At 73.3% G+C, this 25,803-nt stretch carries 17 protein-coding genes; 12 read left to right on the top strand and 5 right to left on the bottom strand.

The features are described from left to right. Positions 1 to 78: 78 nt before the first annotated feature. From B6R96_RS00885 to B6R96_RS00850, 8 genes are all read left to right on the top strand, one after another. Positions 79 to 1,401 carry a condensation domain-containing protein gene (locus B6R96_RS00885; RefSeq protein WP_081521194.1) on the top strand — a complete coding sequence of 441 codons (1,323 nt, stop codon included), beginning with the start codon at positions 79 to 81 and terminating at the stop codon, positions 1,399 to 1,401. 349 nt (positions 1,402 to 1,750) lie between these two features. Further along, positions 1,751 to 4,948 (top strand): non-ribosomal peptide synthetase, encoded by a 3,198-nt coding sequence (locus B6R96_RS00880; RefSeq protein ID WP_081521193.1) that lies wholly within the window; start codon positions 1,751 to 1,753, stop codon positions 4,946 to 4,948. Further along, positions 4,948 to 6,891: a non-ribosomal peptide synthetase gene (locus B6R96_RS00875; RefSeq protein WP_237291264.1), complete on the top strand. Its 1,944-nt coding sequence runs from the start codon at positions 4,948 to 4,950 to the stop codon at positions 6,889 to 6,891. Before B6R96_RS00880 ends, B6R96_RS00875 begins: the two co-directional genes overlap by 1 nt. Position 6,892: 1 nt before the next feature. Then, a complete protein-coding gene (locus B6R96_RS00870) occupies positions 6,893 to 8,758 on the top strand; it encodes a non-ribosomal peptide synthetase (protein ID WP_081521192.1) in 1,866 nt (621 codons plus the stop codon). Next, positions 8,748 to 11,753: a condensation domain-containing protein gene (locus tag B6R96_RS00865; RefSeq protein ID WP_081521191.1), complete on the top strand. Its 3,006-nt coding sequence runs from the start codon at positions 8,748 to 8,750 to the stop codon at positions 11,751 to 11,753. The genes B6R96_RS00870 and B6R96_RS00865 overlap by 11 nt, the downstream gene beginning before the upstream one ends. 136 nt (positions 11,754 to 11,889) lie before the next feature. Then, positions 11,890 to 13,854, top strand: a complete 1,965-nt coding sequence (locus B6R96_RS00860; protein ID WP_081521190.1) for an acyl-CoA dehydrogenase family protein — start codon at positions 11,890 to 11,892, stop codon at positions 13,852 to 13,854. Between the two features lie 95 nt (positions 13,855 to 13,949). Next, the gene (locus B6R96_RS00855; protein WP_081521189.1) at positions 13,950 to 14,420 is read left to right on the top strand and encodes an LIC_13387 family protein; all 471 of its coding nucleotides are present in this window, start codon (positions 13,950 to 13,952) and stop codon (positions 14,418 to 14,420) included. Between the two features lie 65 nt (positions 14,421 to 14,485). Then, positions 14,486 to 14,752 carry a hypothetical protein gene (locus B6R96_RS00850; protein WP_053702406.1) on the top strand — a complete coding sequence of 89 codons (267 nt, stop codon included), beginning with the start codon at positions 14,486 to 14,488 and terminating at the stop codon, positions 14,750 to 14,752. A 103-nt stretch (positions 14,753 to 14,855) separates the two neighbouring features. Here the strand turns inward: B6R96_RS00850 and B6R96_RS00845 are convergent, their stop codons facing one another. Continuing rightward, the gene (locus B6R96_RS00845) at positions 14,856 to 16,442 is read right to left on the bottom strand and encodes a sulfite oxidase (RefSeq protein ID WP_081521188.1); all 1,587 of its coding nucleotides are present in this window, start codon (positions 16,440 to 16,442) and stop codon (positions 14,856 to 14,858) included. A 197-nt stretch (positions 16,443 to 16,639) separates the two neighbouring features. Here B6R96_RS00845 and B6R96_RS00840 point away from each other — a divergent pair, with 197 nt between their 5' ends. From B6R96_RS00840 to B6R96_RS00825, 4 genes are all read left to right on the top strand, one after another. Beyond that, entirely contained in the window at positions 16,640 to 17,038 is a 399-nt protein-coding gene (locus tag B6R96_RS00840) for a hypothetical protein (protein WP_063782842.1), read from the top strand. 106 nt (positions 17,039 to 17,144) lie between these two features. Next, positions 17,145 to 17,567, top strand: a complete 423-nt coding sequence (locus tag B6R96_RS00835; protein WP_081521187.1) for an ATP-binding protein — start codon at positions 17,145 to 17,147, stop codon at positions 17,565 to 17,567. A 37-nt stretch (positions 17,568 to 17,604) separates the two neighbouring features. After that, entirely contained in the window at positions 17,605 to 18,357 is a 753-nt protein-coding gene (locus B6R96_RS00830; protein ID WP_081521186.1) for an anti-sigma factor, read from the top strand. Between the two features lie 105 nt (positions 18,358 to 18,462). Next, positions 18,463 to 19,107: an L-threonylcarbamoyladenylate synthase gene (locus B6R96_RS00825; protein WP_053173832.1), complete on the top strand. Its 645-nt coding sequence runs from the start codon at positions 18,463 to 18,465 to the stop codon at positions 19,105 to 19,107. Positions 19,108 to 19,133: 26 nt separating this feature from the next. On the opposite strand, the gene B6R96_RS00820 is transcribed toward B6R96_RS00825, so the two are convergent. The 4 genes from B6R96_RS00820 to B6R96_RS00805 form a co-directional block, all read right to left on the bottom strand. Beyond that, positions 19,134 to 20,585, bottom strand: coding sequence for a M48 family metallopeptidase (locus B6R96_RS00820; RefSeq protein ID WP_159396246.1), 1,452 nt, complete (start codon positions 20,583 to 20,585; stop codon positions 19,134 to 19,136). After that, the gene (locus tag B6R96_RS00815) at positions 20,582 to 21,280 is read right to left on the bottom strand and encodes an RNA polymerase sigma factor (protein WP_081521184.1); all 699 of its coding nucleotides are present in this window, start codon (positions 21,278 to 21,280) and stop codon (positions 20,582 to 20,584) included. The genes B6R96_RS00820 and B6R96_RS00815 overlap by 4 nt, the downstream gene beginning before the upstream one ends. Next, positions 21,277 to 21,498 carry a hypothetical protein gene (locus B6R96_RS00810; protein ID WP_159396245.1) on the bottom strand — a complete coding sequence of 74 codons (222 nt, stop codon included), beginning with the start codon at positions 21,496 to 21,498 and terminating at the stop codon, positions 21,277 to 21,279. The genes B6R96_RS00815 and B6R96_RS00810 overlap by 4 nt, the downstream gene beginning before the upstream one ends. Before the next feature lie 173 nt (positions 21,499 to 21,671). Continuing rightward, positions 21,672 to 25,802 carry an nSTAND1 domain-containing NTPase gene (locus B6R96_RS00805; RefSeq protein ID WP_081521182.1) on the bottom strand — a complete coding sequence of 1,377 codons (4,131 nt, stop codon included), beginning with the start codon at positions 25,800 to 25,802 and terminating at the stop codon, positions 21,672 to 21,674. Position 25,803: the final 1 nt, after the last annotated feature.

Genomic DNA, 25,803 nt, shown 5'->3' with positions numbered 1-25,803 from the left:
GCCCGGGAACGACCCTGCGCGGGCGCCGCCCGCCGCCACACCGTTCCGCGCGACCGCGGCCACGACGAAGAGGACCACGTGCTCAGCATCACGAGTCAGTACCTGGCCCGCTACCGGCGCCTCACCAGTGACCGGTCCGACACCCTGCTGCCGGTCACCGGAGCGCAGCGCCGCTTCCTGCTGGTGCGCTCCCTCGACCCGGCGGGACGCCCCGACGTGGTGCCCATGTTCTTCGCGTTCCCGACCGGAACCATCGACCCCGAACGCCTGCGGGCGGCGGCATCCCGCCTCGCCGCACGGCACACCGCCCTGCGCTCACGGCCCACCGTCCTCCGCGGCACTCCCGTCCTGAGCGTCGCCGACCCGGACGTCCCCGTGACCCGGCCGGCCCTCGCACCGGGGGAGTCGCCGACCGACGCGCTCCGCCGCGCGGTGGACACCTGGGACGCACAGGGACCCCCCTTGCGGCTCTTCCTCGTACCCGATGAGGAGCGGCAGGAGGAGCTCCTCGCCGTCGTCCTGGACCACGCCGTGTGCGACGGCCGTTCGCTGGCGCGGATCGTCGACGAACTCGGCACCGCCTACGGCGAGGAGGCCACCGAGGCCACCGAACCCCACGCCGCAGCAGCGGAGACGGAAACGGAACTCACCGCCTACCGGGACGCGGTCCTGCGCCAACTCGACTCCGAGGAAAGGGCGGAGACCCCCGAGGCGGCCGCGTACTGGGCACAGCGGCTGCACGCGCTGCACGCCCACGCTCCGGCACCCCGGCCGGCACGCGTACCCGAAGGCGCCCGGCCCAGCGGCGCCGCCCAGGCCCGGCTGCCCGCGCACGACGGCGGGGTGTCCTTCCCCGGACTGCTCGACGCCTGCCGCTCCGCGGCCCGCGAGCTGTACGGTCCCGACCGCGCGGTCCCGCTCGGCTACCCGTGGGGCGGCCGTCCCGCGGGAGCGGAACCGGTCGTCGGCTGCTTCCTCAACACCCTCGTCTTCCCGGCCGACACCGGCCGGGGAACCGGACACGCACCCGGCGGGGGAGCGGGCCCGGAGGCGACCGCCGACGCGTGGTGGGACGACCTCGACCGGGCCGACGTACCGTTCGACGCCGTCGTGACCGCCGCCCGGGCCGCCGGCTCGGCCTGGACCGGAGGGCTCGACGGACTGCTCACCGTGGACGACGACAGCCGCCGCCCGCCCCTGGTGCTCGCCGGTGTCGAAGGCCGCGAGGTCCACATCGACGGCAGGCCGGTCCGCGGCCCCTTCGCCGTCTCCGTCACCCAGGGAGCGGAGATCCGCCTGCGGATGGTGTGGGACCGGGCGGTACTCGACGACGAGAGCGCGCACCGGGCGTTCGACGCGCTCACCGACGCGCTGCGCCCCCCGGAGCACACCGTGCGGTGACCCCGCCACCCGGACGTCCCGCCACCCGGTACCACCCGCACGCCCCGGGAACGACGCGCACGCGTGCGCTCCCGGCACCCGATACGACCGCAACGCCCACCGCGGCGCCCCACCCGGGCGCCTCGCCGACCCGCGGCCACCACCACGCCCCGAGGCCCACGCGTACCCCGCACCGCCCGGCACCCGGTACCGCGGCGCAGCCCACGCCGCTGCGCACCCAGAGCTTCCCCCACGGCATCCCCCCCCACGCAGCAAGCGGCACCGCGAGACCCGCGAAGCCGTCCGCACGACGGCCGGACACGACCGTGACCGGCACCGGAGATCGACCCGACAACCTCAGGGATCGCCCATGCTTCCCCTCTCCTCCTCGCAGGAGATCGTCTGGCTGCACGAGCAGATGCAGCCCGGCAGTCGCGCCTACAACTTCACCGCCTCACTGGACCTGTGGGGCACGCTCGACACCGAGGCACTGCGCCGGGGACTCGACGCCACCCTGGCGCGACACCCCGGACTGCGGCTCGAACTCGTCGCCTCCACCGGATCCGTACCGGCCCAGCGGGTCGCACAGCACTGTGCGCCGCGGCTGCGCACGGTCGACCTCAGCACGGCGGAGAACCCCGAGTCGGCCTTCGCCCGCCTGCTGCGCACCGAGGCCGAGACACCGCTCGACACCTTCGAGGCACCACTGATCCGCTGGACGCTCGTGCGGCTGGCCGAGCGCCACCACCGGCTGGTCCACGTCGAGCACCACCTGATCCACGACGGGCACTCCTTCGCGATCCTGCTCGACGACGTCTTCCGCGTCTACCGCGCCCACGTCCTCGGCGAGACCCTCGAGCTCCCGCCCGCCTCCTCGTACGCGGACCACGTCCGGGAGCGGGCCGCGGCCGCGTACGCCCCCGAATCGCTCGACTTCTGGCGGACCGAACTGCGCGACCGGCAGCACGACCTGCCGCTGCCGGGCCTGACCCGCCCCGGTGCCCGCCGCAACCACCACGGCGGACAGCTGCGCCAGACGATCGGCGCCGACCTCGCCGAACGCCTGCGCGGACACGCCCGTTCACGCGGTCTCACCCCCTTCTCCACGCTCCTGGGGCTGTTCGCCGAACTCCTGCGCCGGCACAGCGGCCGCTCCCGGATGGTCATCGGCACCGCCGTCGGCAACCGGCCCCTCGGCTACGAGGACGCCGTGGGCATGTTCGTCAACACCATCCCGCTGCCCCTCACCCTGGACGGCGCCGCCCCCGCCCAGGACACCATGGACGAGGTCACCGACACCCTCATCCGGGCCCTGCCGCACCAGGACGTGCCGGTCCAGGAGCTGACCCGGGCGCTCGGCATGCACACCTCCGGCGCCGACAACCCGCTCTTCTCCGTCATGTTCAGCGCCCACGACGCCCCGCTGCCCGAGATCGACGTACCCGGCCTCGACATCACCCTCTTCGAAGGCTTCAACACCGGCACCACCCGCTTCGACCTCGACGTGGTCCTGCTCCCGGACGACCGCCGCGGCGTCACCCCGCGCCACGGCTCGCCCGGCATGACGCTGGTCTGGGACTACGACATGGACCTCTTCGGCGAAGACGTAGCCCGGCTGCTCTCCGGCCGCTTCCTGGACCTGCTGCGCGCCTATCTCGACAGCCCCGGGACCCCGCTCGCCGACCTGGAGCCGACCGCCGTCGAGCCGGCCGCCGACCCCGTGTCCGTCCCTGCCGACCGCGATCCGCTGGACCCCGTGGCCGCGCACCACCCGTCGCTGCCGGCCCTGTTGTGCGGCGCCCGCCGCCTCACCTACGGCGAGCTCGACGACCGCGTCGGCTCGCTCGCCGAGCGGCTGAAGACCGCCGGTGTGACGCCCGGCCGGCCGGTGGCCGTGGTCCTGCCCCGGGGGACCGACTCGCTCGTCGCCCTGCTCGCGTGCCTGCGGACCGGCGCCGTCTACTGCCCGCTGTCCCCGTCCGACCCGCCGGCCCGGCTCGGCCTGCTGCTGGAGCGGCTCGCCCCGGCGCTGGTCCTCACCGGTGACAGCACGCCGGCCCTGCCGGAAGCCCTGCCGACCGCACGGATCGACGCCCCCGAACTGCCTCCCGCGCGCGGAACGGCCGAACTTCCCGGCACCGCCTACGTCATCCACACCTCCGGCTCCACCGGGACGCCGAAGCCGGTCGCGGTCGGCCACGCGGCGCTCGCGCACCATATGACGGCGGCCGCCGACCGGTTCGGCCTCACCACCTCGGACCGGGTGCTGATGTTCGCCCAGCCGTCCTTCGACGTGGCCCTCGAAGAGGTCCTGCCGACCCTGCACGCCGGCGCCTGCCTGGTCCTGCCCGAGTACGAGGTGCCCACGGGCGCGGAGCTCGCCGAACTGCTGGTGTCCGCCCGGGTCACCGTCGCCAACCTCCCCACCAGCTACTTCCTCGCCACCCGCGAAGACCTGCGTCCCGCCCTGCGGGACGGGAGCTGGGCCCCCGGGCTCTTGGTCCTGGGCGGCGAGCGCCTTCCCGTGGAGGCACTGCGCGGCGTCCTCGCCGACACCGACGCCACCGTGCTCAACGTGTACGGCGTCACGGAGGCCGCCATCAGCTCGACCGTCCACGAGGTCTCCCGCGACGCCCTCGCCGAGGGCGCCGAGATCCCCCTGGGCACCGAGCTCCCGGGCGAGCGCATCCACGTACTGGACGCCCACCACCGCCCGCTGCCCTCCGGCGCGGTCGGTGAACTCGCCGTCGCCGGGCCCGGTCTCGCCGAGGGCTACGCGGGCAACGAGGAGGCGACGGCCGCCCGGTTCGTGACCGTCGACGCACTCGGCGGGCAGCGCGTCTACCTCACCGGCGACCTCGGCTACCGCGGACTGGACGGTCTGCTGTACTTCCTCGGGCGGCGCGACAACCAGATCAAGCTGCGCGGCCACCGCATCGAGCTGGAGGAGATCGAGGCGGCGGCGTCCGCCGTGCTGGGCGGCCGGTCCTGCGCCGTCGTACTGGACCGGGAGAACCCGGGCGGGCCCCGGCTCGTCGGCTTCCTCGAGGACGGGGCCGACAACGCGTCCTTCGACGAGAAGGCGCTGCACGCCGAGTTGAGCCGCCGACTGCCCGGCCCCCTCGTGCCCGCCCGGTGGGCACGGCTGGAGAGCATGCCGACCCTCGCCGGAGGCAAGCCCGACCGTACGGCACTGTCCCGCCGAGCGGCGGCCCTCGACCCCGACGACGCCGACCACGCCGCGGCCATCGAGCCCGGAACGGGCTCTGAGCCCGGGCCCACGGCCACCGCCGGGCCTGCCGGGTCCGACGGATCCGCCGGGTCCGACGATCCGATGACGACTCTGCTCACGGAAGGCTGGCGCAAGGTCCTCGGCCACCACCGATTCGACGCCCGCTCCCACTTCTTCCACATCGGGGGCCATTCCCTGCTGGCCGCCGAGCTGGCCGCCTGGCTGGAGCCCCGGCTGGGCACGCGCCCGCCGCTGAGGGTGCTCTTCCGCAACCCCGTGCTCGCCGACCAGGCCGAAGCCCTCGCCGCCGCCACCACCCTTTCCACGGAGTCGTGATGATGCAGTCCCCGACCGCGCCCGTCCTCGCCGCCCCTCGCGCCGCCGCCCCTCGTGCCACCGGCCACCTCGCCACCGGCCCCGCGCCGAGCATCGCCCATGGCCCCGCCGCCGAACCGACCAGTGTGCTCGCCCGCTTCGAGGACTGGGCCGGACGCACCCCGCACGCCCCGGCGGTCATCGACGGCACACAGATCTGGACCTACCGGGACCTCGACGCGGCGGCCGCGCTGGTCGCCGCCGACCTGGCCGACCGCGTACGGCCCGGTGACCTGGTCGGCGTCTGCCTCGACCGGTCCACCGCCCTCGTGGTGACCGCCGTCGCGCTCGCCCGGCTCGGCGCCGTCTACCTGCCGCTCGGCCCCCGCCCCGGCGAACGCCGCATCCGGGCCGTCACCGAGGACCTCGACGTCGCCTGCCTCATCGGCGACCCCGATGTCCTGCCCGCGGAACACCGCAGCGGGGAGCACTGCCCGCTGCTGCTGCCCACCGAAGGTGTCAACGCCCCCGCCGCCGCGGTGGCGGCCTTCGCCGACTCCGTCCGCGGTACCCGGCGCGCGCCCGAAGGGGCCCTGTACGCCGTCCTCACCTCCGGTTCCACCGGCCGCCCCAAGGCGGTCGCCGTGGCCGAGTCCTCGCTCTCCGTCGCCCTCGACTGGTACCGGGCCGAGACCGGCCTCGCACCGGGCGACCGCCAGTCCCTGCTCATCGGTGTCGCGTTCGACCCGCACCTGCTGGAACTGTGGTCCGCCCTGACCTCCGGCGCCGCCCTCGTCCCGGCCCCGGACGACACCCGCTGGGATTCGCACGTCCTCACCGACTGGTGGCGCGACACCGGCCTCACCCACGCCGTGGCGGCCACGCCCACCGTCGAACCGCTCCTGGACCGGCCGTGGCCGCAGGACCTGAAGCTGCGGCACCTCGTCGTCGGCGGCGACCGCATGCGCCGGCGCCCCGGCGCCGACGTCACCGCCACCGTCCACAACGCCTACGGCCCCGCGGAAGCCACCGTCGTCACCACCACCCACACCATGCGCGGCACCGACCCGCAGGCCGGTGACCAGGCCCCGCCCCCCATCGGCACCGCCCTGCCGGGCGTCACCCTCGTCGTCACGGACGACGAGGGCCGCCCCGTCGCCCGCGGACAGGAGGGCGAACTGCGCGTCGGCGGCCACTGCCTGGCGCTCGGGTACCTCGACCCCGAACTCACCGCACGCCGGTTCACCCCGCCGCCGGCAGGACCGGTGCTGCCCGCGATCGACCGCCTCTACCGCACCGGCGACCGGGTACGGATGGATGCCGACGGCAGCCTGGACTTCCTCGGCCGTCTCGACGACCAGGTGAAGATCAGCGGCGTTCGGATCGAACCGGCCGAGGTGGAAGCCGCCTTCGAACAGGACCCCCGCGTGCGCACGGCCGTCGTCACCGTGCTGCGCGACAGCTCCGGCCACGGCCGCCTCGTCGCGCACGTACGGCCCGCCGCCGGTGCCGCGCCCGAGGCCGCGGATCTCCTCGCCGCGGTCCGCGCCTGGCTCCCCGAGCAGGCCGTCCCCACGACCGTACGGATCGTCGACGGCTTCCCGCTCGACGCCAACGGCAAGGTGGACCGGCCCGCCCTCGCAGCCCTGGCCCACACCCCGGACCCGGCCCTCGTGCCGCCCCGGACCGCCACCACGGACGACCTCGCCGACGCCGCCACCACCGCCACCGAGCGACTCGTACTGACGACCGTGCGCGAGCTCCTCGGCCGGCCCGGCACCGGCCTCGGCGACCACTTCACCGACGCCGGCGGCACCTCCCTCGTCGCCGCACGACTGCTGGAAACCGTCGAACGCGAGACCGGAGTACGCCTGCGCGCCCCCGAACTGCTGCGCAGCACCGACCTGCGCGCCTTCGCCACCCTCCTCGACCAGCGCCGGACCCCGCGCCCGGAAGGAGCCTGACATGACACCCGCAACCGCCCTGCTCACCACCGCCCTGCCCGCCACCGCGCAGCCCGCCACCCCGGCGACCGCCCTGCCGGCCCTCGTCGCGCGGCACGCCGAACTCACCCCCGACGCCCTCGCCGTCGTGGACGGCGACACCACCCTCACCTACGGCCGACTCCAGCGGGCCGGCCGCGCCCTCGCGGCCCACCTGCGCGAACACGGGGTCGCCCGCGGCGACCGGGTCGCGCTCCTGACCGCGCGGTCGTCCCGCACGATCGTGGCGCAGCTCGGGCTGTGGCTGGCCGGAGCCGTGTGCGTGCCGCTCGACCCCGCCCAGCCCCGGCCGCGCACCGAGGCGATGATCGCCGACGCCGAGGTGACGCTCACCGTCGGCGACGCGAAGCTCCTGGACGCGGCCACCCTCCCCGGCCCCGTCCTCGCCCTGCCCGAGGAGCCGCTCACGAGCGGACGGCCGGTCGACGAGTCGGACCCGGACAGCCCGGCATTCATCATGTTCACCTCCGGTTCCACCGGCCGCCCCAAGGGCGTCCTCGTGCCGCACCGGGCCATCGCCGAGCTGGTCACCGCACCGGACTACGTCACCCTCACCGGCCGCGACCGCGTCCTGTTCCACTCACCCATGACCTTCGACGCCTCGACGTTCGAGGTCTGGGCCGCGCTCGCCAACGGCGCCGCAGTCGTCGTCTGCACCGAGCAGCGCCCCTCCCTGGAGGACCTGGCCCGGCACGTCGAACGGCACGGCGTGACGGTGGCGTTCTTCACCACGGCCCTCTTCCACCAGCTCGCCGCACGCCGCTCCCGCGTCTTCGCCCAGCTCCGCTCGGTGGTCGTGGGCGGCGAGGCGATGGCCGCCGCACAGGCCCGCGAGGTGCTCACCGCCTTCCCCTGGCTGGAGCTCGTCAACGGCTACGGGCCGACCGAGACGACCACCTTCGCCACCGCCCACCGGGTCACCGGGCAGGACTGCGAAGGGCCGATACCGATCGGCCGGCCCATCTGCGGGGCCACGGCGCACATCCTGGACGTCGACGGCCATCCGGTGGCCGACGGCGACCGGGGCGAACTGTGGATCGGCGGCAGCAGGCTCGCCCACGGGTACACGGGCCTGCCCGCACTCACCGCCGAACGGTTCGTCGAGCATCCCGCCGCCGGCCGGCGGCTCTACCGCACGGGCGACATCGTGTCCCTCCGGCCCGACGGCATCCTCCAGTTCCACGGCCGCAACGACGACCAGGTGAAGGTCCGCGGCTTCCGCATCGAACCCGCCGAGGTCGAACACGCCCTGCGCGAGCAGCCGGACGTGGACGACGCCGCCGTCACCGTCGACGGCGCCGGCACCCCCGAGGCGCGCCTCGTCGCGTTCGCCGTCGCCGCGCCCGGCCCCGTACCGCAGGGCGCAGCGCTGCGCGAGCGGCTCACCGCGGTCCTGCCCGCCCACCTGGTTCCCGACACGGTCACCGTGCTGGAGCGGCTTCCCCTCACCCCGGCCGGCAAGGTCGACCGGCGCGCGCTCACCGCACGTGCGCACGCCACGCGCGCGGATGCCGCCGAGCACCCGCCCGCCGACGGGCCGGCGGCGCGGCTGACACCCCTGGAACAGGCCGTCGCCGAGGTGTGGAGCCAGGCGCTGGGCATCGAGGTCACACGCGCCGACGACGAGTTCCTCCTCCTCGGCGGCCATTCCCTCCTCGCCCTCGCCGTCACCGACGACCTGCGCGAGGAGCTCGGTGTGGAGCTCTCCCTCGCCGAGTTCTTCGCCGCCCCGACCGTCGCCGCGCAGGCCGCGCTCGTCGAACGCGCCCTCCTGGCCGCCCACGCAGACCTCCACCCCGAGTCCCCGGAGCACAGCGATGCCCACTGACGCCGACTCCGCGGCCCGCAACCGCCGCCGGCAACTCCAGCAGGAGCTGCTGCGCCGGGCCCGCGCCGGAACCGCCCGGCGCGCGCCGGCCGAGCCGGCCCGCGGTGCGAGCGCCGGCGCGGACGGGCCGGCACCGCAGGACACCGCCCCCTCCGGTACGACCGACACCGCCGCGCGGGCCGGGGGCGTTCCGCTGTCCCGCGCCCAGCGCCGCATGTGGCTGATGGAGCGGCTCGGCGGCGCGGGGGACTCGTACCACGTCCCGTTCGCCACCCGTGTGCGCGGTCCGTTCGACGTGGCCGCGTTCGCCACCGCCCTCACCCGGCTGGTGGCCCGGCACGCCATCCTGCGGACCCGCTACACGGAGCGCGCGGGCGAGCCCTGCCAGGAGGTGCTGCCGACGCCGCGGACGGTCCCCGTGCACGTCGTCGACACCGACGCGGCGGACGCCCCGGGGCTGCTGCGGCGCGAGACGGCCCGGCCGTTCGACCTCGCGGCCGGCGACGCCGTACGGGCGCTGGTCCTGCGCCACGGCCCGCAGGACCACACCGTGCTGCTGACGTTCCACCACATCGCGGTGGACGGCGCCTCGCTGGAGACCGTGGCCGCCGAACTCGCCGTTCTCTACTCGGCGGCCGTCGACGGATCGGGCGGGCACGCACTCGCCGCACCGCCTCAGTACGCCGAGCACGCGCGCCGCGAGCACGAGGCCCTGCCCGGCGTCGAGGCGGAACTGGAGCGCTGGAGCGACCTGCTGGCCGACGCCGCCCCACCGCGCCTGCCCCGGCCTGTGTCGGTCGCGCCGCAGAGCGCCGTGCGTCCCGGAGCCGTGCGCACGGCCCCGCTGGAGCCCGCCGTGCCCGAGGCCCTGCGGGCGCTGGGTGCCCAGCGGCAGGCCACGCTCTTCGCGGTGTCGCTCACCGCGGCCTTCGCGGCACTGCACCGCGTCACCGGCGACGACGACCTCGTCATCGGCGTGGCGGGCACCCATCGCAGCGGTACCGCCATGCGCGGCCTGGTCGGCCTGTGCGTCAACACCCTGCCGGTGCGGGTGGACGTCTCCGGCGACCCGTCCTTCGCCCAACTGCTGCGGCGGGTGAGCGACGCGCTCCTCGAGGCCCAGCGCCACCGGCACATCCCCTTCGACCTGGTCCTCGAACGCCTCGGCGCCGGGGCCCGCGGCGCCGACGGCACCGCACTGGTCCGCGTCACCTGCGACGTCCTGGGGGAGCCGACGGTACTGCGGCTGCGGGGGACGTCGGCCGAGTACGTCGACGTCCCCTCCGACGGCGCGAAGTTCACCCTGTCCTACGGCCTGGTGCCGGGCGACGACGCCGGACAGCCCCGGGCGCTCGTCCAGTACGACCCGAACGCGCTGGACGACACCGTGGCGGAGGCGGCCGTAGGGGACTACGCGGCCCTGCTCCACGCGGCCGCGGCCGACCCGGAACTGGCCCTGAGCAAGCTGCCCCTTCCCGGCCCGAACGAAGGCTCCGGCTCCGGCTCCGGTACGGGTGACGGGGCCGACCGGGAGGGCGACCGCCACCCGGCCGCGCAGGCCCTGCTCGCCCACCCGGGCGTCGCCGACGCCACGGTGGTCCGCCCCGCGCAGGGGCCGGCCGTGGCCTACGCGGTCCTGCACGACAGCGTCGGCCCGTCGGGGCACGAACTGCTGGGCCTGCTGCGCCGGTCGCTCGCGCCCGAGGCCGTACCGGCCACGGTCACGCTGCTCGACGCGCTGCCGCGCTCGGCAGCCGGCCCCCTCGAACCCGCCCGGCTGCCCGGGCCGCCCACACCGAACGCCCCGTCCGGGCCCCGGGCCGAAGCGGTCAGGGACACCTTCACCGCTGTGCTCGGCGTCCCCCCGTCGCCGGACGACGACTTCTTCGCCCTCGGCGGCCACTCCCTGAAGGCCGTACAGCTCGCCGAACGGCTGCGTACGGACCTCGGACTGCCGCTCACGGGTCTCGACGTGCTCCAGGCCCGCACGCCCCGGGCCCTGACCGCGCTCCTCGACGAACGGGCGGCACAGCAGAGCGCCGCGAAGGCCGCGAGCAGGCCGGCTCCCCGCTCCCGGGACATCCGGCCGGGCACGGTGCTGGTCACCGGCGCGACCGGAGGCGTGGGCGCGTTCGTCGTACGTGAACTCGCCGCGCGGGGCCGCCCCGTACTGGCCCTGGCCCGGCCCGAGTCCGCCCATCTGATCGACACCGAGGGCGTCGACGTCATCGAGGGCGACCTCTCCGACCTGGCCGGGCTGCGGGACGCCGTCGCCCAGGCGGACGCGGTCGTCCACGCCGCCTGCACCTTCACCCGGCACGACGTGGACCTGGCGGCGATGGAGACGATGGTCGGTGCCTGGCGGCGCGGACCGTTCGTCTTCGTCAGCAGCGTCGACGCCTACGGGCACCCCGGGACGGACCGGGTCGCCGAGGAGTCGCCGCCCCACGAGCCCGTCAGCCCGTACGGGAGGGCCAAGCTCGACTGCGAGGCCATGGTGCTGCGCGCCGCGGGGACCGAGGGACGCGGGGGCGCGAGCGCCGTGCGGTCACCGATCGTCTGGGGCGGGCACGACCGGCTGCGCGAACAGCTGCGCTGGGGCGCCATCGGCACGCTCTACCAGTCGGCCCGCCAGGGCCGGCCGATCGACCTGCCGCGTCCCGGTACCGGCGGACACGGCTGGTACGGAGTCGCCTGGGTGCACGCCGCCGCCTTGGCCCGTGCGGTGGCCGAGTGCCTGGACCGGCCCGTGCACGGGGTCGCCAACGCGTGCAGCGGCCACGTGTCCTGGCAGGACCTGGCCCTGGACCTCACGGAGCTGCTCGGCACCCGTGCGGACGTGTGCACGACCGAAGCGGTGCCCCGGGACCTCGATCACCGCTGGCACTACGACAGCGACCGGCTGGCCCGTCCCCTGCGCGCACGCCCGGGGGAGGACCGGCGGAGCGTGCTGGCCCAGATGATCGGTGCCATGCCGAAGACCGACAACGCCTGACCCGCCCGCGCCCGCGCCCCCGCCGCCTGCGTCCGGAGCCCTGTGAGGTGCTCCGGGCGCGGGCGGCCGGCACTGCGCGCTCGCCCGCCACTCGTTCGACCCGGTTGATCGCCCCGCGGTCGGGTAGCGGAGCGGCATGGACCAAGAGAAGGCTTCTTCCACCCCTGCGACCGGTTACGTGCAGCCCGAGATCGACGTCTCTGCGCTGGCCGAGGTGCTCGACGGCGAGTACGCCGGGATCCGCGACCTCGTCCGCACCAACCTGGTGACGTACGCCTCCGTTCTCGAAGAGGCCGACGAACTCGGCTTCGACGCGTTTCGCGAGCGGGTGCGCGAGATCGTCGTCAAGATGGCCGCGACGGGCCAGACCGGCATGGGCTTTCCCACCGCATACGGCGGGGGCGGCGACGTCGGTGCCTCGATCGCCGCGTTCGAGACGCTGGCCTTCGGCGATCTGTCGGTCCTGGTGAAGGTCGGCGTGCAGTTCGGACTCTTCGGCGGCGCGATCCTGCACCTGGGCACCGAACGCCACCACGACGCCCACCTCCCGGGTCTGATCACGGGGGAGCTCATGGGCTGCTTCGCGATGACCGAGACCGGGCACGGCTCCAACGTCCAGGCGCTCGGCACCGTCGCGAGGTACGACAGCGCGAGTCGGGAGTTCGTCATCACCACCCCCGACGACCGGGCGCGCAAGGACTACATCGGCAATGCGGCCCGCCATGCCGAACTGGCCGTCGTCTTCGCCCAGCTGGAGGTGGACGGCCGGTCCCGGGGAGTGCACGCCTTCGTCGTCCCCGTCCGGATCGGCGGCGAGCCGGCGCCCGGCGTCCGCATCGAGGACGACGGCCGCAAGATGGGGCTCAACGGGGTGGACAACGGCCGCATTTGGTTCGACGACGTGCGGGTGCCGCGCGAGGCCCTGCTCAACCGGTTCGCCGACGTCACCCCCGAGGGCGTCTACGAGAGTGCGATCGACAACCCCAATCGGCGCTTCTTCACCATGCTCGGCACCCTCGTCCAGGGCCGGGTCAGCGTCGCCGGCGCCGGGATCAACGTCGCCAAGGTGGCGCTGGCGATCGCCACCAAGTACGCCGTGCGGCGCCGGCAGTTCGACGCGGCCCCGGACACCGAGGAGCAGCTGCTCCTCGATTACGGTCTGCACCAGCGCCGCCTGCTGCCGCTCATCGCCCGCACGTACGCCCTGCACGTGGCGCAGGACGTGCTGCGCACGCAGTTGCACGAGGTCTTCTCCGGCATCGAGGAGGACGCGCAGGCCCGGCGCCGGCTCGAATCACGGGCCGCGGGCATGAAGGCGCTCGGCACCTGGCACGCGACCCGGGTCGTCCAGGAGTGCCGGGAGGCGTGCGGCGGCGCCGGATACCTGGCCGTCAACCGGTTCGCCGCCCTGAAGAACGACAGTGACGTCTTCACCACCTTCGAGGGCGACAACCACGTCCTGCTGCAGCTCGTGGCCAAGGGGCTGCTCACCGACTACGCGAGCGAGTTCGAGGACCTCGACCAGCTCGGCATGGTCCGCCACGTCACCGGCCTCGCCGTCGATACGGTCATCGAGCGGACCTCGGCCCACAAGCTCCTGGAACGGGTGCGCGACCTGCTGCCCGGCGGCGAGGAGTGGGACCGGGAGGCGGGCCTGCTCGACTCGGAGTACCAGCTCGCCATGGTCCGCTTCCGTGAGGAGCACATGCTCGCCGGCCTGGCCCGGCGGATCAAACGCGGGATCGACCGCAAGGGCGCTCCCGGCACCGTCTTCTCGCAGGTGCAGGACCACGTCATCGCTCTCGCGCGGGCGCACGTCGAGCGGCTGGTGACGGAGGCCTTCGTCGACAAGGTGCGCTCCCTGCCCGAAGGCGGCGAGAAGGCGGCGCTCGCCCTCCTCTGCGACCTGTTCGCCCTGTCGACGATCGAGGCGGACCGGGCCTGGTTCATGGAGCACGGGCGGCTGACGGTTCAGCGTTCCAAGGCGATCAGCCGTGAGGTGAACGACCTCTGCCGCAAGGTGCGTCCTGTCGCGGTCGACCTCGTCGACGCCTGGGGCATTCCGTCCGCCGTGCTGCGGGCGCCGGATCTCGTGGGCTGACCCGCGCGACTCCTCGTCCTCTACGGGTGTAGAGTGCGGCTCGTCCGCGCCTCTACATCTGTAGAGGCGCATGCGGTCCGGCCTCAGGAGTCACCATGAGCACACCCGTCCCCTCTGTACTCCGGCCTGATCTCCGGCGCAGGCCCGAGGCGTTGCGGCCCTTCAAGGTGGGGGCCGGCGGCTTCGTGCTGCTGGGTACGGGCCACCTCGCCCTTGCCGGCGCCGCCGCGTGGGGCGAACCGACCCCGCAGCAGGAAGCCACCTCGGCGGCCATGCGGGAGACGAGCATGACGCTGCTGGGGCTGGAACGCAGCACCCTCGACGTCGTCAACGGCATGAGCGCGGCCATGGCCCTGTTCGTCATCTCCTGTGCTCTCCTCGCCCTGTTCGCCGCCCGGCACTCCCCGGCCCTGGTCGAGCGCCGCACCGCCTTCGGATGGACACTCCTCGCCGCCTCGCTCGCCGGCCTGGCCGTATCCGCCGTCTTCCTGCCCCTTCCGCCGATCGTCGTCCTCACCGTCACCAGCTGCGCCTTCGCGCTCTCCCTGCGGCGCGCGGCTCCCTGATGCTCGCGTCACGTCCTCCCGCGCGGGCGCGGGCGACTTGCCTCCGGGCAGACGACACTGGACCCATGAGCGATCACCGTTTCACCCTCGAAGATGCCGGCGCCGGCCTCGCCCCGGACACCGTCCGCCCACCCCACTACCTGCACAACCTCCGCTACAAGAGGCCGACGGAGGCGCCCCGCACCCACCCCGAGGAGCACCCCCCGAGCGCTCTGTCCGACCTCTTGGTGGTGACCTGTGCCTGCGGCCTCACGACCCCCGCTCTCCCGAACCACGACGCGCGACTCGCCTACGAGGAACACCGCAACGCGATCCGCGACGAAACGGCCTGAGCGGCAGGTTCACGGCGTTGCGCCCTCCGGCGCTGTGCCCTCCGGCGCTGTGCCCTCCGGCGCTGTGCCCTCCGGCGCTCCGGGGTCCCGGCGTCCCGGGGTCTCAGGCGACGGTGACGAACACGCTGTGCCGGCCGCTCGCGCCGTCGGGGGCGGTCCGGGCGCGCTGCTCGGTCTGCACCGCTGCGGTGCCGTCGGTGGCCCGGACGGTGATCGTGTGTCCGCCGGGGGCGGCGTTCCAGCGGTAGGACCACTGGCGCCAGGTGTCGACGGTGTCCTGGGCGGCGAGGTCGGCGTCCTGCCAGGGGCCGTCGTCGATGCGGACCTCGACGCGGGTGATGCCGCGGCGCTGCGCCCACGCGACGCCGGCGACCACGACCGTGCCCGCCGCGGGACGCGCGAAGGGCCTGGGGGTGTCGATGCGGGACTGGGTCTTGATCGGCGCCCGGCGGGCCCACTTGCGTGTGACCCAGTAGGGGTCGTAGGCGTCGAAGGTGGTGAGTTCGATGTCCTCGATCCATTTGCACGCCGACACGTACCCGTACAGTCCCGGGACGACCATGCGGACGGGGAAGCCGTGGTCGAACGGCAGGGGTTCGCCGTTCATCCCGAGCGCGAGGATCGCGTCGCGCCCGTCCATGAGGTCCTCGACGGGTGAGCCGAGCGTCATACCGTCCACGGAGCGGGCGACCAGCTGGTCGGCCGTGCCGCCCCGGGACGGTGCCCGGACGCCGGCCTCGCGCAGGAGGTCCGCCAAAGGGACGCCGAGCCAGCGGGCGTTGCCGAGGTAGGAACCGCCGACCTCGTTCGAGACGCACGTCAGCGTGATGTCGCGTTCGATGAGCGGTCGGGCGAGAAGGTCGTCGAGGGTGTAGGTGCGGGGCCGGGCGACGTCCTTGCCGTGGATGCGCAGCCGCCAGGTTCCGGCGTCGATCCTGGGGACGGCGAGGGCGGTGTCGACGCGGTAGAAGTCCCGGACGGGCGTGGTGAACGGGCGGATCCCGGCCACCTCCAGCTGGGCGCCGGCCGGAACCGCGGGAGCGGGCGAGGCGGGGGCGGGCAGGGTCAGGGCGTTGCGCGAGGCGACGGCTCCTCGCCCCCGCTGGCCGGACAGGGACCGGCCCAGCGCCCCGGCCCCGGTGGCAGCCGCGGCCGTCGCAGCCGCGGCGGTGAGGAACCCCCGGCGACTCCAGCCGCCCCCGCTGCCCCCGATCCCTGAGGGGGAGTCGGGGCGTGCGGCCTTCCCCGCCAGGAAGCAGAGCACCGCAGCGCCCGCGACCGCGCCGGCCAGCGAAGGCAGGGCGTCGCCTGCACCGGCGGAGTCGGGCCGGCTCAGGGCGGAGGCCGCACCAGCGACCCCGAACAGCAGGACACCGGCCGCACCCGCGCGCCGGTGGTGAAGTGCGAGGACCCCCAGGGCGACGGCGAACAGGGCCAGCAGGACGAGGATGCCGAGCTGGAGGACGAGCTTGTCGTTCTCCCCGAAGGCGCGGATCGCGAAGTCCTTCACCGGGGCGGGGGTGCGGTCGATGACCGAGCCCCCGACCACCGTCACCGGCCCGGCGGCGGGCCGCACCAGGGCAGCGACCGGTTCGGCCACGGCCAGGGCCGTGAACGCGGCCAACAGGCCGGTCGGCGCGCCCTTGGCGGCTCGGGAGAGGGTGCTGCGGAAGTTGCTCACATCCCGCATTCGGCAGCCTGGCGGCAGGAGGATTGGTCACTGCCCGAACGAGTGAATCCGGGATGCGTCCCCACGCGAAGACGTATCGGGCAATTTTGACGGATTTCCAATCCTTCATGCCTTTCGCGGCGAATCTGCGATGACGCTCCTGCATTTCTGGGGAGCGGATCAATCCGACCGCCCGATGAAGGAAGGAGGTGAGTGCGATGACCGCTTCGCTGTACGTGCGACGGCTGGTGGCCACCGCCGCATCGGCCGGGCTGCTGGCCGCAGGGTCGATCCTGGGACTGTCCGGCACGGCGAACGCCGCCCCGGCCGCGCCGTCGACGGTGGGCTCGGCACTCACCGGCGACCGCGACCGCCACGACCGCTGGGACCGCCACGAGCGGTGCACCTGGAGCAAGGGCCACTGGGCCGCCACATGGGTCAAGGGCCACTGGGAAGGGAAGTGGCACCCGGGCACCTGGCACCAGGGCCACCGCGACCACCACGGCAAGTGGCACGACGGCTGGTGGGGCAAGGGCTACTCGAAGCAGCACTGGGTACCCGGCCACTGGGCCAAGCACTGGGTTCCGGCTCACTGGAACTGCCACCACAAGTGGTGACCCCGAACGGCAGGGAGCAGGGGTTCTCGGGTCACCGACCCGGAGCCCCTGCCCTCGTTCCCCTCGTATCAAGTGGCCGGGACCGCACCGACCATGAGGAACCGACATGAACACCGCACTCGAACCCTCCATACGGTCGGCAACCGTCCACTGCCCGCTTCCCGCGGGTCCGCAGGCTGCCCGAGCAGCCCGCCATTCGGCCGCCCGGATACTCACGTCGCGGCCTGCGCAGTGCCCGCACGGCACTGCCGAGGACATCCTTCTCATCGTCTCCGAGCTGGCCACCAACGCCGTCCGGCATGCCAGGCCCCCCTACGCCCTCACCCTCAGCCTGGAGCCGGGCCGAGCCGGCATCGCCCTCAGCGACGCCTCACCCGGACTGCCCCGCCGGCGCGACCCCGGGACGACGGTCCTCACGACGCGGGGCCGGGGACTGCAGATCATCCACGCCCTCGGCGCCGAACTCTTCGTCAGCACCTCACCGCACGGCAAGCAGGTCATCGCGGTGATCACCTGGCCGGCACACTGACCGCCATCCGGCTCCGCGACTGTATGGGGGTGACCACATGAGCCACCGGCGCACCGACCTCCACACCCTCACCGCCGCCTACGCCCTGGACGCCCTCGAACCCGCCGAGCGCGAGGCATTCACCCCCCACCTCGCAGCATGCGAGGCATGCCGCCGGGAGACCGCGGAGTTCCGGGCCACCGCCGCGCGCATGGCCGCCGCCGTGGCCGAGGCCCCGCCGAACGCCATGAGACAGCGAACGATGGCCGCAGTCGACGCGGTGCGCCAACTCCCTCCCCGTGTCGCCGCGGGCGCCCCCGCACCCGCCCTGGGAGGAAGCCTCAGGCGCAGGTCCGTACCCCTCGCGCTGGTGGCCGGCCTGGCCGCCGCCGTGGCGTTCGCCGGCCTCACTGCCCGGCAGCACCAGGAAGGCGATGACATCGCGCACCGGGCCCGGCAGGCCGAGCAACGCCTCGACGCCGTCAGCGCCGTCCTCGCTGCGCCCGACGCCCGCACCGTCCACGGACGCGCCGGCAACGGGGCCCTCGGCACCGTCATCGCCTCCGACCAGCTGGACACGGCCGTCTTCGCCGCCGCCGGCCTACCCGCACCGGCCGCCGGCAAGACCTACCAGCTGTGGCTCGCCCACGACGGGGCCATGCGCCCGGCCGGGTTCATCCATGGTGACGGCGCCGTCCTCATGGACGGCAGTCCGTCCGGCGCCACCGCGGTCGGGCTCACCCTCGAACCCGCCGAAGGATCCGCACAGCCCACCACGACCCCGCTCCTCCTGATGCCACTGACCACCTGACGGCTCGACCGGCGTGCGCGGAGAAGGGGTCGTGTCCTTCCCGCTACCCTGCCGGGGTACGCGAGAAGGCCCGGGCCCAGTGCCCGGTGGGATGGAGGTGGCCGGATGGCCCTGCGGTATGACTGCTCGACGGCATCGGGTCGGAGCGACGGATTGCGTGACGCCGGCCTGGCGGTGCGCCGGGGCGAGCTCGTGGTGCTCCCGACGGACACCGTCTACGGCATCGGTGCGGACGCCTTCGACCCCGACGCGGTGGACCGGCTGCTGGCCGCCAAGGGCCGCGACCGTGCGATGCCCTCGCCGGTGCTGGTCGCCTCCCCGGACGCCCTGCACGACCTGGTCGACGAGTTCCCCAAGCAGGGGTGGGCCCTCGTGGAGGCGTTCTGGCCCGGCGGGCTGACCCTGGTCGCCCGCCATCTCCCTTCGCTCAGCTGGGACCTCGGGGAGACCAACGGCACGGTCGCGGTCCGGATGCCGTCCCACCCCGTGGCACTGGAACTGCTCGCCGAAACCGGGCCCATGGCAGTCTCCAGCGCCAACCTGACCGGCCGGCCCTCGCCCCAGGACTGCGACGCCGCACAGGGCATGCTCGGCGACTCGGTCGCCGTGTACCTCGACGGCGGGCCGACCGAAGCGGCCGTCGCCTCCTCGATCGTGGACCTCACCGGGCCGGTACCGGTCCTGAGGCGGGCCGGCGCGATCAGCGCCGAGGCCCTGCGCAGCGTCGTGCCCGACCTGCTCGAAGGGTGACGTGACCGGTCGGCCGCTCCGGCCGGCTACTCCACCGGCAGCAGCGGCAGGGGAGTGAGCCGGCCGGGCGTCGGGAGGGGCGGGAGCGTCGGCGTCGGAAGCGTCAGCGGCGGGAGCGACGCCTGCGGCCCGACATCCCGCGTGACGGGCGGTGGGGGGAACGGCGGCGGATCGGTGCGGGGCGGGTGAATGACGGTGTGGACGAAGACGCTCGCCGCCAGGATCAGGAACATCCCGATGAGGGCTGTCTTGAATCGGAACCGCAGGAAGGCCCTGTTGCGCCGAGGGGGTTCCATGGACACGGTGGCGCCGGCCCGGCCGGCGGTCGTATCCCCGTCCGGGCGCAGGGTGTCCTGCAAGGACTCGACCAGCTCGGGCAGGTCCCGCAGCAGACCTGCGGCAGGAGTGCAGGCGCCCGCGCCCGCGGCCGGCCGCTGGGCGCCGTCCGGTTCGCCGTCGGGCCACAGGGCCGCCAGCCGGACCTCCAGGGGCGGGTGACTGCCGAGCCCGTCCGCGGAGACGACGTTCAGGGCCGAGGCCCGTCCGCCGTCGGCGAAGGGCCGGCCCACCGGGTGGGCGAGCCGGTCCGCGAAGTCCCGGAACACCCCGTCGGGCAGCAGCAGCCGGGGCAGCGGCCCGTCACCGCCCCTCCCCGCAGAGGGCGCCGATGCCCCCTGCGACCCGGCCGGGTGAGAGGTGAACCCGTCCCAGAGCGGTGCCAGGGCGTGCACGGTCCGTAGCGCCTGCGCGAAGGTGTGTGCCCCGGTGATCCGGGCCGCGGCGGCATCCGCTTCGAGCTCCTGAGAGCGCCGCACGGCCAGGGTCAGGCGCAGGTACATGCCGTTGTACGCCTTGGTGAGCCGCAGGAGAAGCCTCACCGGCGGCTTGAAGCTGGTCTGGTCCGTCTCCAGGATCTCCAGGTGGCGGACGGTGCGTTCCAGCGCGACGCTGCCGCGGTGGCTGACGGCGGCCAGTCGGGTGTGCCGCCCCGCGTAGTGCCCGAGTTCGTGGCACACGACGGCGCGCAGCTCGTCCCCGGTGAGCCCCAGGAGCAGGGGGAGCCCCAGGTCCAGGGTGCGTGGGCCGCCCACCAGGCCCAGCAGCCTGCCGCGTTCGCCGGCGTAGGCATTGAAGCTGTCGGCCAGGCGGATCGTCGCGGGTGGGGCAGTACCCAGCTCGGCGGCGAGCTGCACGGTCAGGGCCCACAGTTCGGGCTGCTCCTGAGGGGTCAGCTCGATCCGGGGGCCCTCGGGCACGACGGCGGACGTACCGGCGAGCAGCCCGTAGGCCAGGGTGGAGACGGGGAAAACGGTGAGGGCACCCAGCGCGGCGATCTGCCAGGTATCCGCGCTGAGGATGGCGATGAGCAGCAGCAGTTGGGTGGTCAGGACGGCAACGGCGAGCAGGTGGACCCCGGCCATCAGGGCGCATCCGAGCAGGGCACGCGACGTGATCGCCGCAGGTTTGGTCCCTGTCACTTCCGCTGCGCCTGTTCGTCTTCCTCGAAGGCCGAGCAGAGCCAGGAGTCCGTGGCGCTCAGGGCCTCGGTGAGCCGGTCCCCGGGCGCCGGGCCACCCGTTCCCACCAGCGGCACCTCACCCAGGGGAGTGGTGTCCGGGTCCAGACCGAGCATGCGCCGGAGGTTCTCGCGCCCCTTGCGGAGGTTCCCCCGTGCCGTGGAGGGCGCGATGTTCAGGTCATCGGCGATCTCCTCATGGGTCATGGCGTAGAGGCTGTACATGACCAGCACCATCCGCTGGCGCGGCGGCAGCGCGGCCATCGCGGTCAGCACCCGTCGCGCCTGCGCCGTCTCGTCCGGCAGCGCCTGGCGGGGCACGGACACGTCCAGCGCCGCGCGCTTGGCCTTGAGGCGCAGACGCAGCACGCGCCACAGTTTTCTCCGCATCACCAGATTCACCCACGCGTTCGGCTGCTCGTAGCCGCTGATCCGGTCCCAGTTCTCCAGCGCGGCGAGGAAGGCGTCCTGAACGGCGTCCTCCGCGTCCTGACGGTTGCCGCACAACATCACCGCCCGGGCCAGCAGGGCCGGGCGGTGAGTCGTGAAGAACTCGTCGAAGCCGGTGGGAGTACGTCCGCCCGCCGGCGGCTCGGCGCCACCCTCCCGGGCCGGTTCATGCGCACCGGCCCGGGCACGGCCCGTCCCACCACTCATCGTGCTTCCCCCTCCTGACCGGCCGACGCGCCCAGGCCGTCGCCCCGCACGATCAGGACGTCTCCGTCCGAGCGGCGGTCCTCCATCCGGACACCGTGACCCGCCAGGCGCAGCGCTTCGAGCACCAGCCGGCCCCGTTCACGCTCACGGGCCAACTCCCGCCGCCACGCCACCACCTGGAGGGCGATCCTCACCGTAGCGGCGAGTACTGCCAACACCACCGATTCCCACATACCCGACCACATCCCCTGCCGACCGCGTAACGTCGGCAGATGCCCCGCCGACTGCAACACGGCTGAACACCCGCGGCAGGCCTCCGCGTTTACCGCCTTCAAGGAAAACTTTCGGAGCCGGCCGGCGGCGCTAGTCGTCTGCCGTCGGGGGTGGGGCATCATCCTGGTGGGCACACGGGGCGGTCTGATTGACCATGCAGGTACGCCGTGCGCTCACCCGGCGTGAGGTCGCGGTCGACAGCTCCGCAGATCTTCTTGATGGCTGCGGCAGGTGCGGGGAGGACCACACTCCACAGCCGGGCCGTCTTGTCGAGGCTGCTGGTGGCCAGGGTGAGGCCGTCCGGACTGAAGGCCATCCGGTGGATCTCGTCCATATGCCCGGTCAGAATGATGCGCGTCGTACTGGTGGCTACGTCCCACAGCCGCGCCGTCTTGTCGTAACTGCCGGTGGCGATCGTGCGGCCGTCGGGACTGAACGCCACCGCGAACACGTCTTTTGTATGGCCGATCAGGGTGGTGCGGGTCGTTCGGGTGGCCACGTCCCACAACCGCACGGTCCAGTCCCCGCTGCCGGTGGCGATCGTGCGGCCGTCGGGGCTGAACGCCACGGAGAACACCTCGTCGGTGTGTCCTTCCAGGATGGCGCGGGTGGCCCCGGTGGCCATGTTCCACAGCCTTACGGTCTTGTCGTAGCTGCCGCTTGCCAGGGTGCGGCCGTCGGGGCTGAAGGCCACCCCGATCACACGGGCGGTGTGGCCGTTCAGAATGCTGCGGACCTTGCCCGTACCGGTGTCCCATAGCCGCACGGTGCTGTCGTCGCTGCCGGTGGCGATCGTGCGGCCGTCGGGGCTGAACGCCACCCCGTTCACCAGGTCCGTGTGCCCTTGCAGGGTAGTGCGGACTTTGCGAGAAGCTACATCCCATAGCCGCACGGTGCTGTCGGCGCTGCCGGTGGCCAGGGTGCGTCCGTCGGGGCTGAACGCCACCGCGTACACGGAGTCCGTGTGCCCGGCCAGAGTGGAGCGGAACGTGCCGGTGGCCACGTCCCACAGCCGCACGGTCTGGTCGCGGCCACCGGTGGCCAGGGTGCGTCCGTCGGGGCTGAACGCCACCGCGTATACGGCGTCCGTGTGCCCGGCCAGAGTGGAGCGGATCGTGTCTGCCACGTCCCACAGCCGCACGATGCCGTCGGCGCCGCCGGTGGCGAGTGTGTGGCCGTCGGGGCTGAACGCCACGGAGAACACCTCATCGGTGTGCCCTTCCAGGACGGTGCGGGTGGCACCGGTGACTACATCCCACAGCCGAACCGTGTTGTCGCTGCTGCCGGTGGCGAGGGTGCGGCCGTCAGGGCTGAACTTCACCCCATTCACAAACTCGGTGTGCCCGAGCAGGGTGGTTCGGATCGTGCCGGTGGCCACGTCCCAGATTCGGGCCGTGTCGTCGTCACTCCCGACGGCCAGGGTGCGGCCATCAGGGCTGAACGCCACGGAGGCCACCGTGTCGCCGTGCCCCTCCAAGGTGCGGCTCCTGCCGGTGGCCACGTCCCACAGCCGCACGGTCCAGTCGTAGCTGCCGCTTGCCACGGTGCGGCCGTCAGGGCTGAAGGCCACTGAGAACACCAGGGCTGTGTGCCCGGTCAGGGTGGTGCGGCTTTTGCCCGTGGCGAGGTCCCAGAGTCGCACGGTGTTGTCGTGGCTGCCGGTGGCGAGGGTGCGTCCGTCGGGGCTGAACGCCACCGCGTTCACACGGTCTGTGTGCCCGGTCAGGGTGGTGCGGCTTTTGCCCGTGGCGAGGTCCCAGAGTCGCACCGTGTTGTCGCCGCTGCCGGTGGCGAGGGTGCGTCCGTCGGGGCTGAACGCCACCGAGAACACAACGTCTGTGTGCCCGGTCAGGGTGGCGCGGATCTTGCCGGTGGCCACGTCCCACACGAGTGCGGTGGTGTCGGCACTCCCGGTGGCGAAGGTGCGGCCGTCAGGGCTGAACGCCACCGCGACGACCTCTGCCGTATGGCCGGACAAGCGCCGGTGGCGCGGGAGGGCTGCGGCGGTCTGCAGGCCGGCCAAGGATTCCGGAGTGGGGCTGGTGCGGTATGCATGGACAGCCAGCAGGGAAGCGAGTTCGGAGTCCGTTCCGGTGAGCGTGCCGGACTGGGCGGCGAGCTGTCTCGACAACGCGCCTTGTCGTTGGGCCAGGGCTGCTCGCCCTTGGGACACAGCCGTCCGCCACTGCCAGAGGGTGCCTCCCGCGGCGACGAGCGCGATGGCGAGCAGTGCGGCCAGGATGGTGTTGAGGCGTCTGCTGCGTTGGGCGACGGCTTGCTGGCGCTGCTTGCTCGCGCTGATGAAGGCTGCGATCTCGGCGGGCAGATGGCGCTGCAGTGACCATTCGAGTGCTTCCGCGAGCGCTGCTCCTCCGAGCAAGTCTCCCGGGTCGTCGTCTGCCGCCCAGTGAGTGGCGCGTGGGCGGATGCGGTCGAGCCAGACCTGGAATCGACGGTCCTGGTTGGCCCAGTCGCGTAGAGTGCCCCAGTCGCGGATCAGAGCGTCGTGGATCAGTTCGGCCACCGGTAGTCCGGGAGTGGCATCGGGGCGCTTGGGGTTGCGGAGCGTTTGGGTCGTGATGATCCGGTGGTATGTGAGGACGGCGATGACCTCGTCAACGGCAGGGTCGCCGTCGGGAGCGCCGTCGGGGCTGGCTGCCAGGTCACGCAACTCGTCGAGGGGGACCTGGGCGCGGATGGCGGGAATACCGCGGCTCGGATCCGCAGGGCGTACGAGGGAGGTCAGGATGCGCCGAGCGACGGGTCGTTGGTCGGCCGGCAGCTGGTTCAGGGCGGTGTCGCACCAGGTGGTCAGGCTTCCGGTGACTCCTCCGGCGCGCTGGTAGGCCTCGTGGGTAAGGTATCCGTCGTGGCGACGGTGCCACAGCTGACTGAGCGCCAGTTCCAGCAGCGGTAGCACCGTGACGGGGGCTTGGCGTGTTGCGGAGCCCTTGGGGGTGGTGGCCAGGACATCGGAGATGATCTGCTCCGGCAGCCCGGCCTGGAAGTGGAGCCCCACGTCCTGGGCGGGCAGAGTGATGATGTCGTGCAAGTCCTGCCGGTCGAGATAGCCCGGCACATTGAGGAGTCCCGGCATGGCTGCTTCCAACAGCCGGGGTGCAAGGGCGGCCAGCTGCGGGTAGAAATCGTCCCGCATGATCAGGACCACGTAGAGCTCGGCGTTCGAGTTGACCGCCGTGGCGATCTGGTCCGCGAGGGCCAGGCCAGTGGGAGACTGAGTGAGAAGCTCCTCGAACTGGTCGATGACCAGTACGACGCGCTGATGGCCGGGCTTGGCCGCGAGCCTGCGGGTGACGGCTGCGGCGATCCCGTCCGTGGCGGCACCGGCCAGGCCGGCGCGCTCGAGTTCGGCCGGCAGGTCCTGCCTGGGCCGGGCGAGGACGGGGAGCCACCGGTCACTGTCCGGGAGTTCGCCGGCCGCGAGTGCGTGCAGGACGCCTGCCTGGATCAGGGACGACTTGCCTGAGCCGGAAGGTCCGAGGATCAGGGTCAGCTGCTGCTGGGTGAGGTTGGCCAGCACCTGCTCCACCGCGTTCTTGCGGCCTTCGAACCATCGGGCGTGCTCCGTAGTGAATGTCTCCAGTCCCCGGTAGGGGCACAGGTCCTGTGCGGCCAGGTCCGGCCAGATCTCCCGCAGCACGCCGGTGGGAGTGACGTAGGCGACGCCCTGCCCCCGTTCGTGCTCGTCGGGAGCCGTGATCTCGGTCAGCATGCCGATGACCAGTCCGGTCACCTCGTCGAGGACCGGACCACCGCTGAACCCGGTCGTGAGGTCATTGGCGGCGGTCAGCTGCAGGCGTGCGCCCCTGTTCTCGGTGGCCGGCAGCAGATCGCCGGCGACACCGAAACCGAAGTGCCCGTCCGGTGGGGCCTGCGCGGGAAACCCGAACGAACGCACCTGATGACCGCGGCAGCCTGCGGCGGATCCGAGCGGAAGCGGGGTTACGCCCGCCGGGGCATCCTGCAGATGGACGAGAGCCACGTCCTCGCCCTCAGGTGCGCGCCACGGGCCGTCCAGGACCTGTCCGTCGACGCGAGGTGCACCGGCCGCGTGGGGGAACAACAGACAGACACTTCCGCCGGGCCCGGATTCGGCTCCACGTACGACATGTGCGCAGGTGACCAGCAGTCTCTCAGCCACCATGAAACCAGCCCCCACGACCTCCCCTTCCGGACCCAGTACCTGGGCCACGGCTGAGGGCAGCCCCGACGTCCCATCGTCGTACATG

This window comes from Streptomyces sp. Sge12 (genome assembly GCF_002080455.1).
GTDB lineage: Bacteria > Actinomycetota > Actinomycetes > Streptomycetales > Streptomycetaceae > Streptomyces.
Note: the sequence above shows the minus strand (reverse complement) of the source record. Positions and strands in the feature narration are given on the sequence as shown.

Coding starts and splice junctions, on each gene's coding strand:
- B6R96_RS00850 (WP_053702406.1), top strand. CDS start 14,486: ATGAGCGATCACCGTTTCACCCTCGAAGATGCCGGCGCCGGCCTCGCC.
- B6R96_RS00825 (WP_053173832.1), top strand. CDS start 18,463: ATGGCCCTGCGGTATGACTGCTCGACGGCATCGGGTCGGAGCGACGGA.
- B6R96_RS00835 (WP_081521187.1), top strand. CDS start 17,145: ATGAACACCGCACTCGAACCCTCCATACGGTCGGCAACCGTCCACTGC.
- B6R96_RS00870 (WP_081521192.1), top strand. CDS start 6,893: ATGACACCCGCAACCGCCCTGCTCACCACCGCCCTGCCCGCCACCGCG.
- B6R96_RS00845 (WP_081521188.1), bottom strand. CDS start 16,442: ATGCGGGATGTGAGCAACTTCCGCAGCACCCTCTCCCGAGCCGCCAAG.
- B6R96_RS00815 (WP_081521184.1), bottom strand. CDS start 21,280: ATGAGTGGTGGGACGGGCCGTGCCCGGGCCGGTGCGCATGAACCGGCC.
- B6R96_RS00880 (WP_081521193.1), top strand. CDS start 1,751: ATGCTTCCCCTCTCCTCCTCGCAGGAGATCGTCTGGCTGCACGAGCAG.
- B6R96_RS00875 (WP_237291264.1), top strand. CDS start 4,948: ATGATGCAGTCCCCGACCGCGCCCGTCCTCGCCGCCCCTCGCGCCGCC.
- B6R96_RS00855 (WP_081521189.1), top strand. CDS start 13,950: ATGAGCACACCCGTCCCCTCTGTACTCCGGCCTGATCTCCGGCGCAGG.
- B6R96_RS00840 (WP_063782842.1), top strand. CDS start 16,640: ATGACCGCTTCGCTGTACGTGCGACGGCTGGTGGCCACCGCCGCATCG.
- B6R96_RS00860 (WP_081521190.1), top strand. CDS start 11,890: ATGGACCAAGAGAAGGCTTCTTCCACCCCTGCGACCGGTTACGTGCAG.
- B6R96_RS00865 (WP_081521191.1), top strand. CDS start 8,748: ATGCCCACTGACGCCGACTCCGCGGCCCGCAACCGCCGCCGGCAACTC.
- B6R96_RS00805 (WP_081521182.1), bottom strand. CDS start 25,802: ATGTACGACGATGGGACGTCGGGGCTGCCCTCAGCCGTGGCCCAGGTA.
- B6R96_RS00830 (WP_081521186.1), top strand. CDS start 17,605: ATGAGCCACCGGCGCACCGACCTCCACACCCTCACCGCCGCCTACGCC.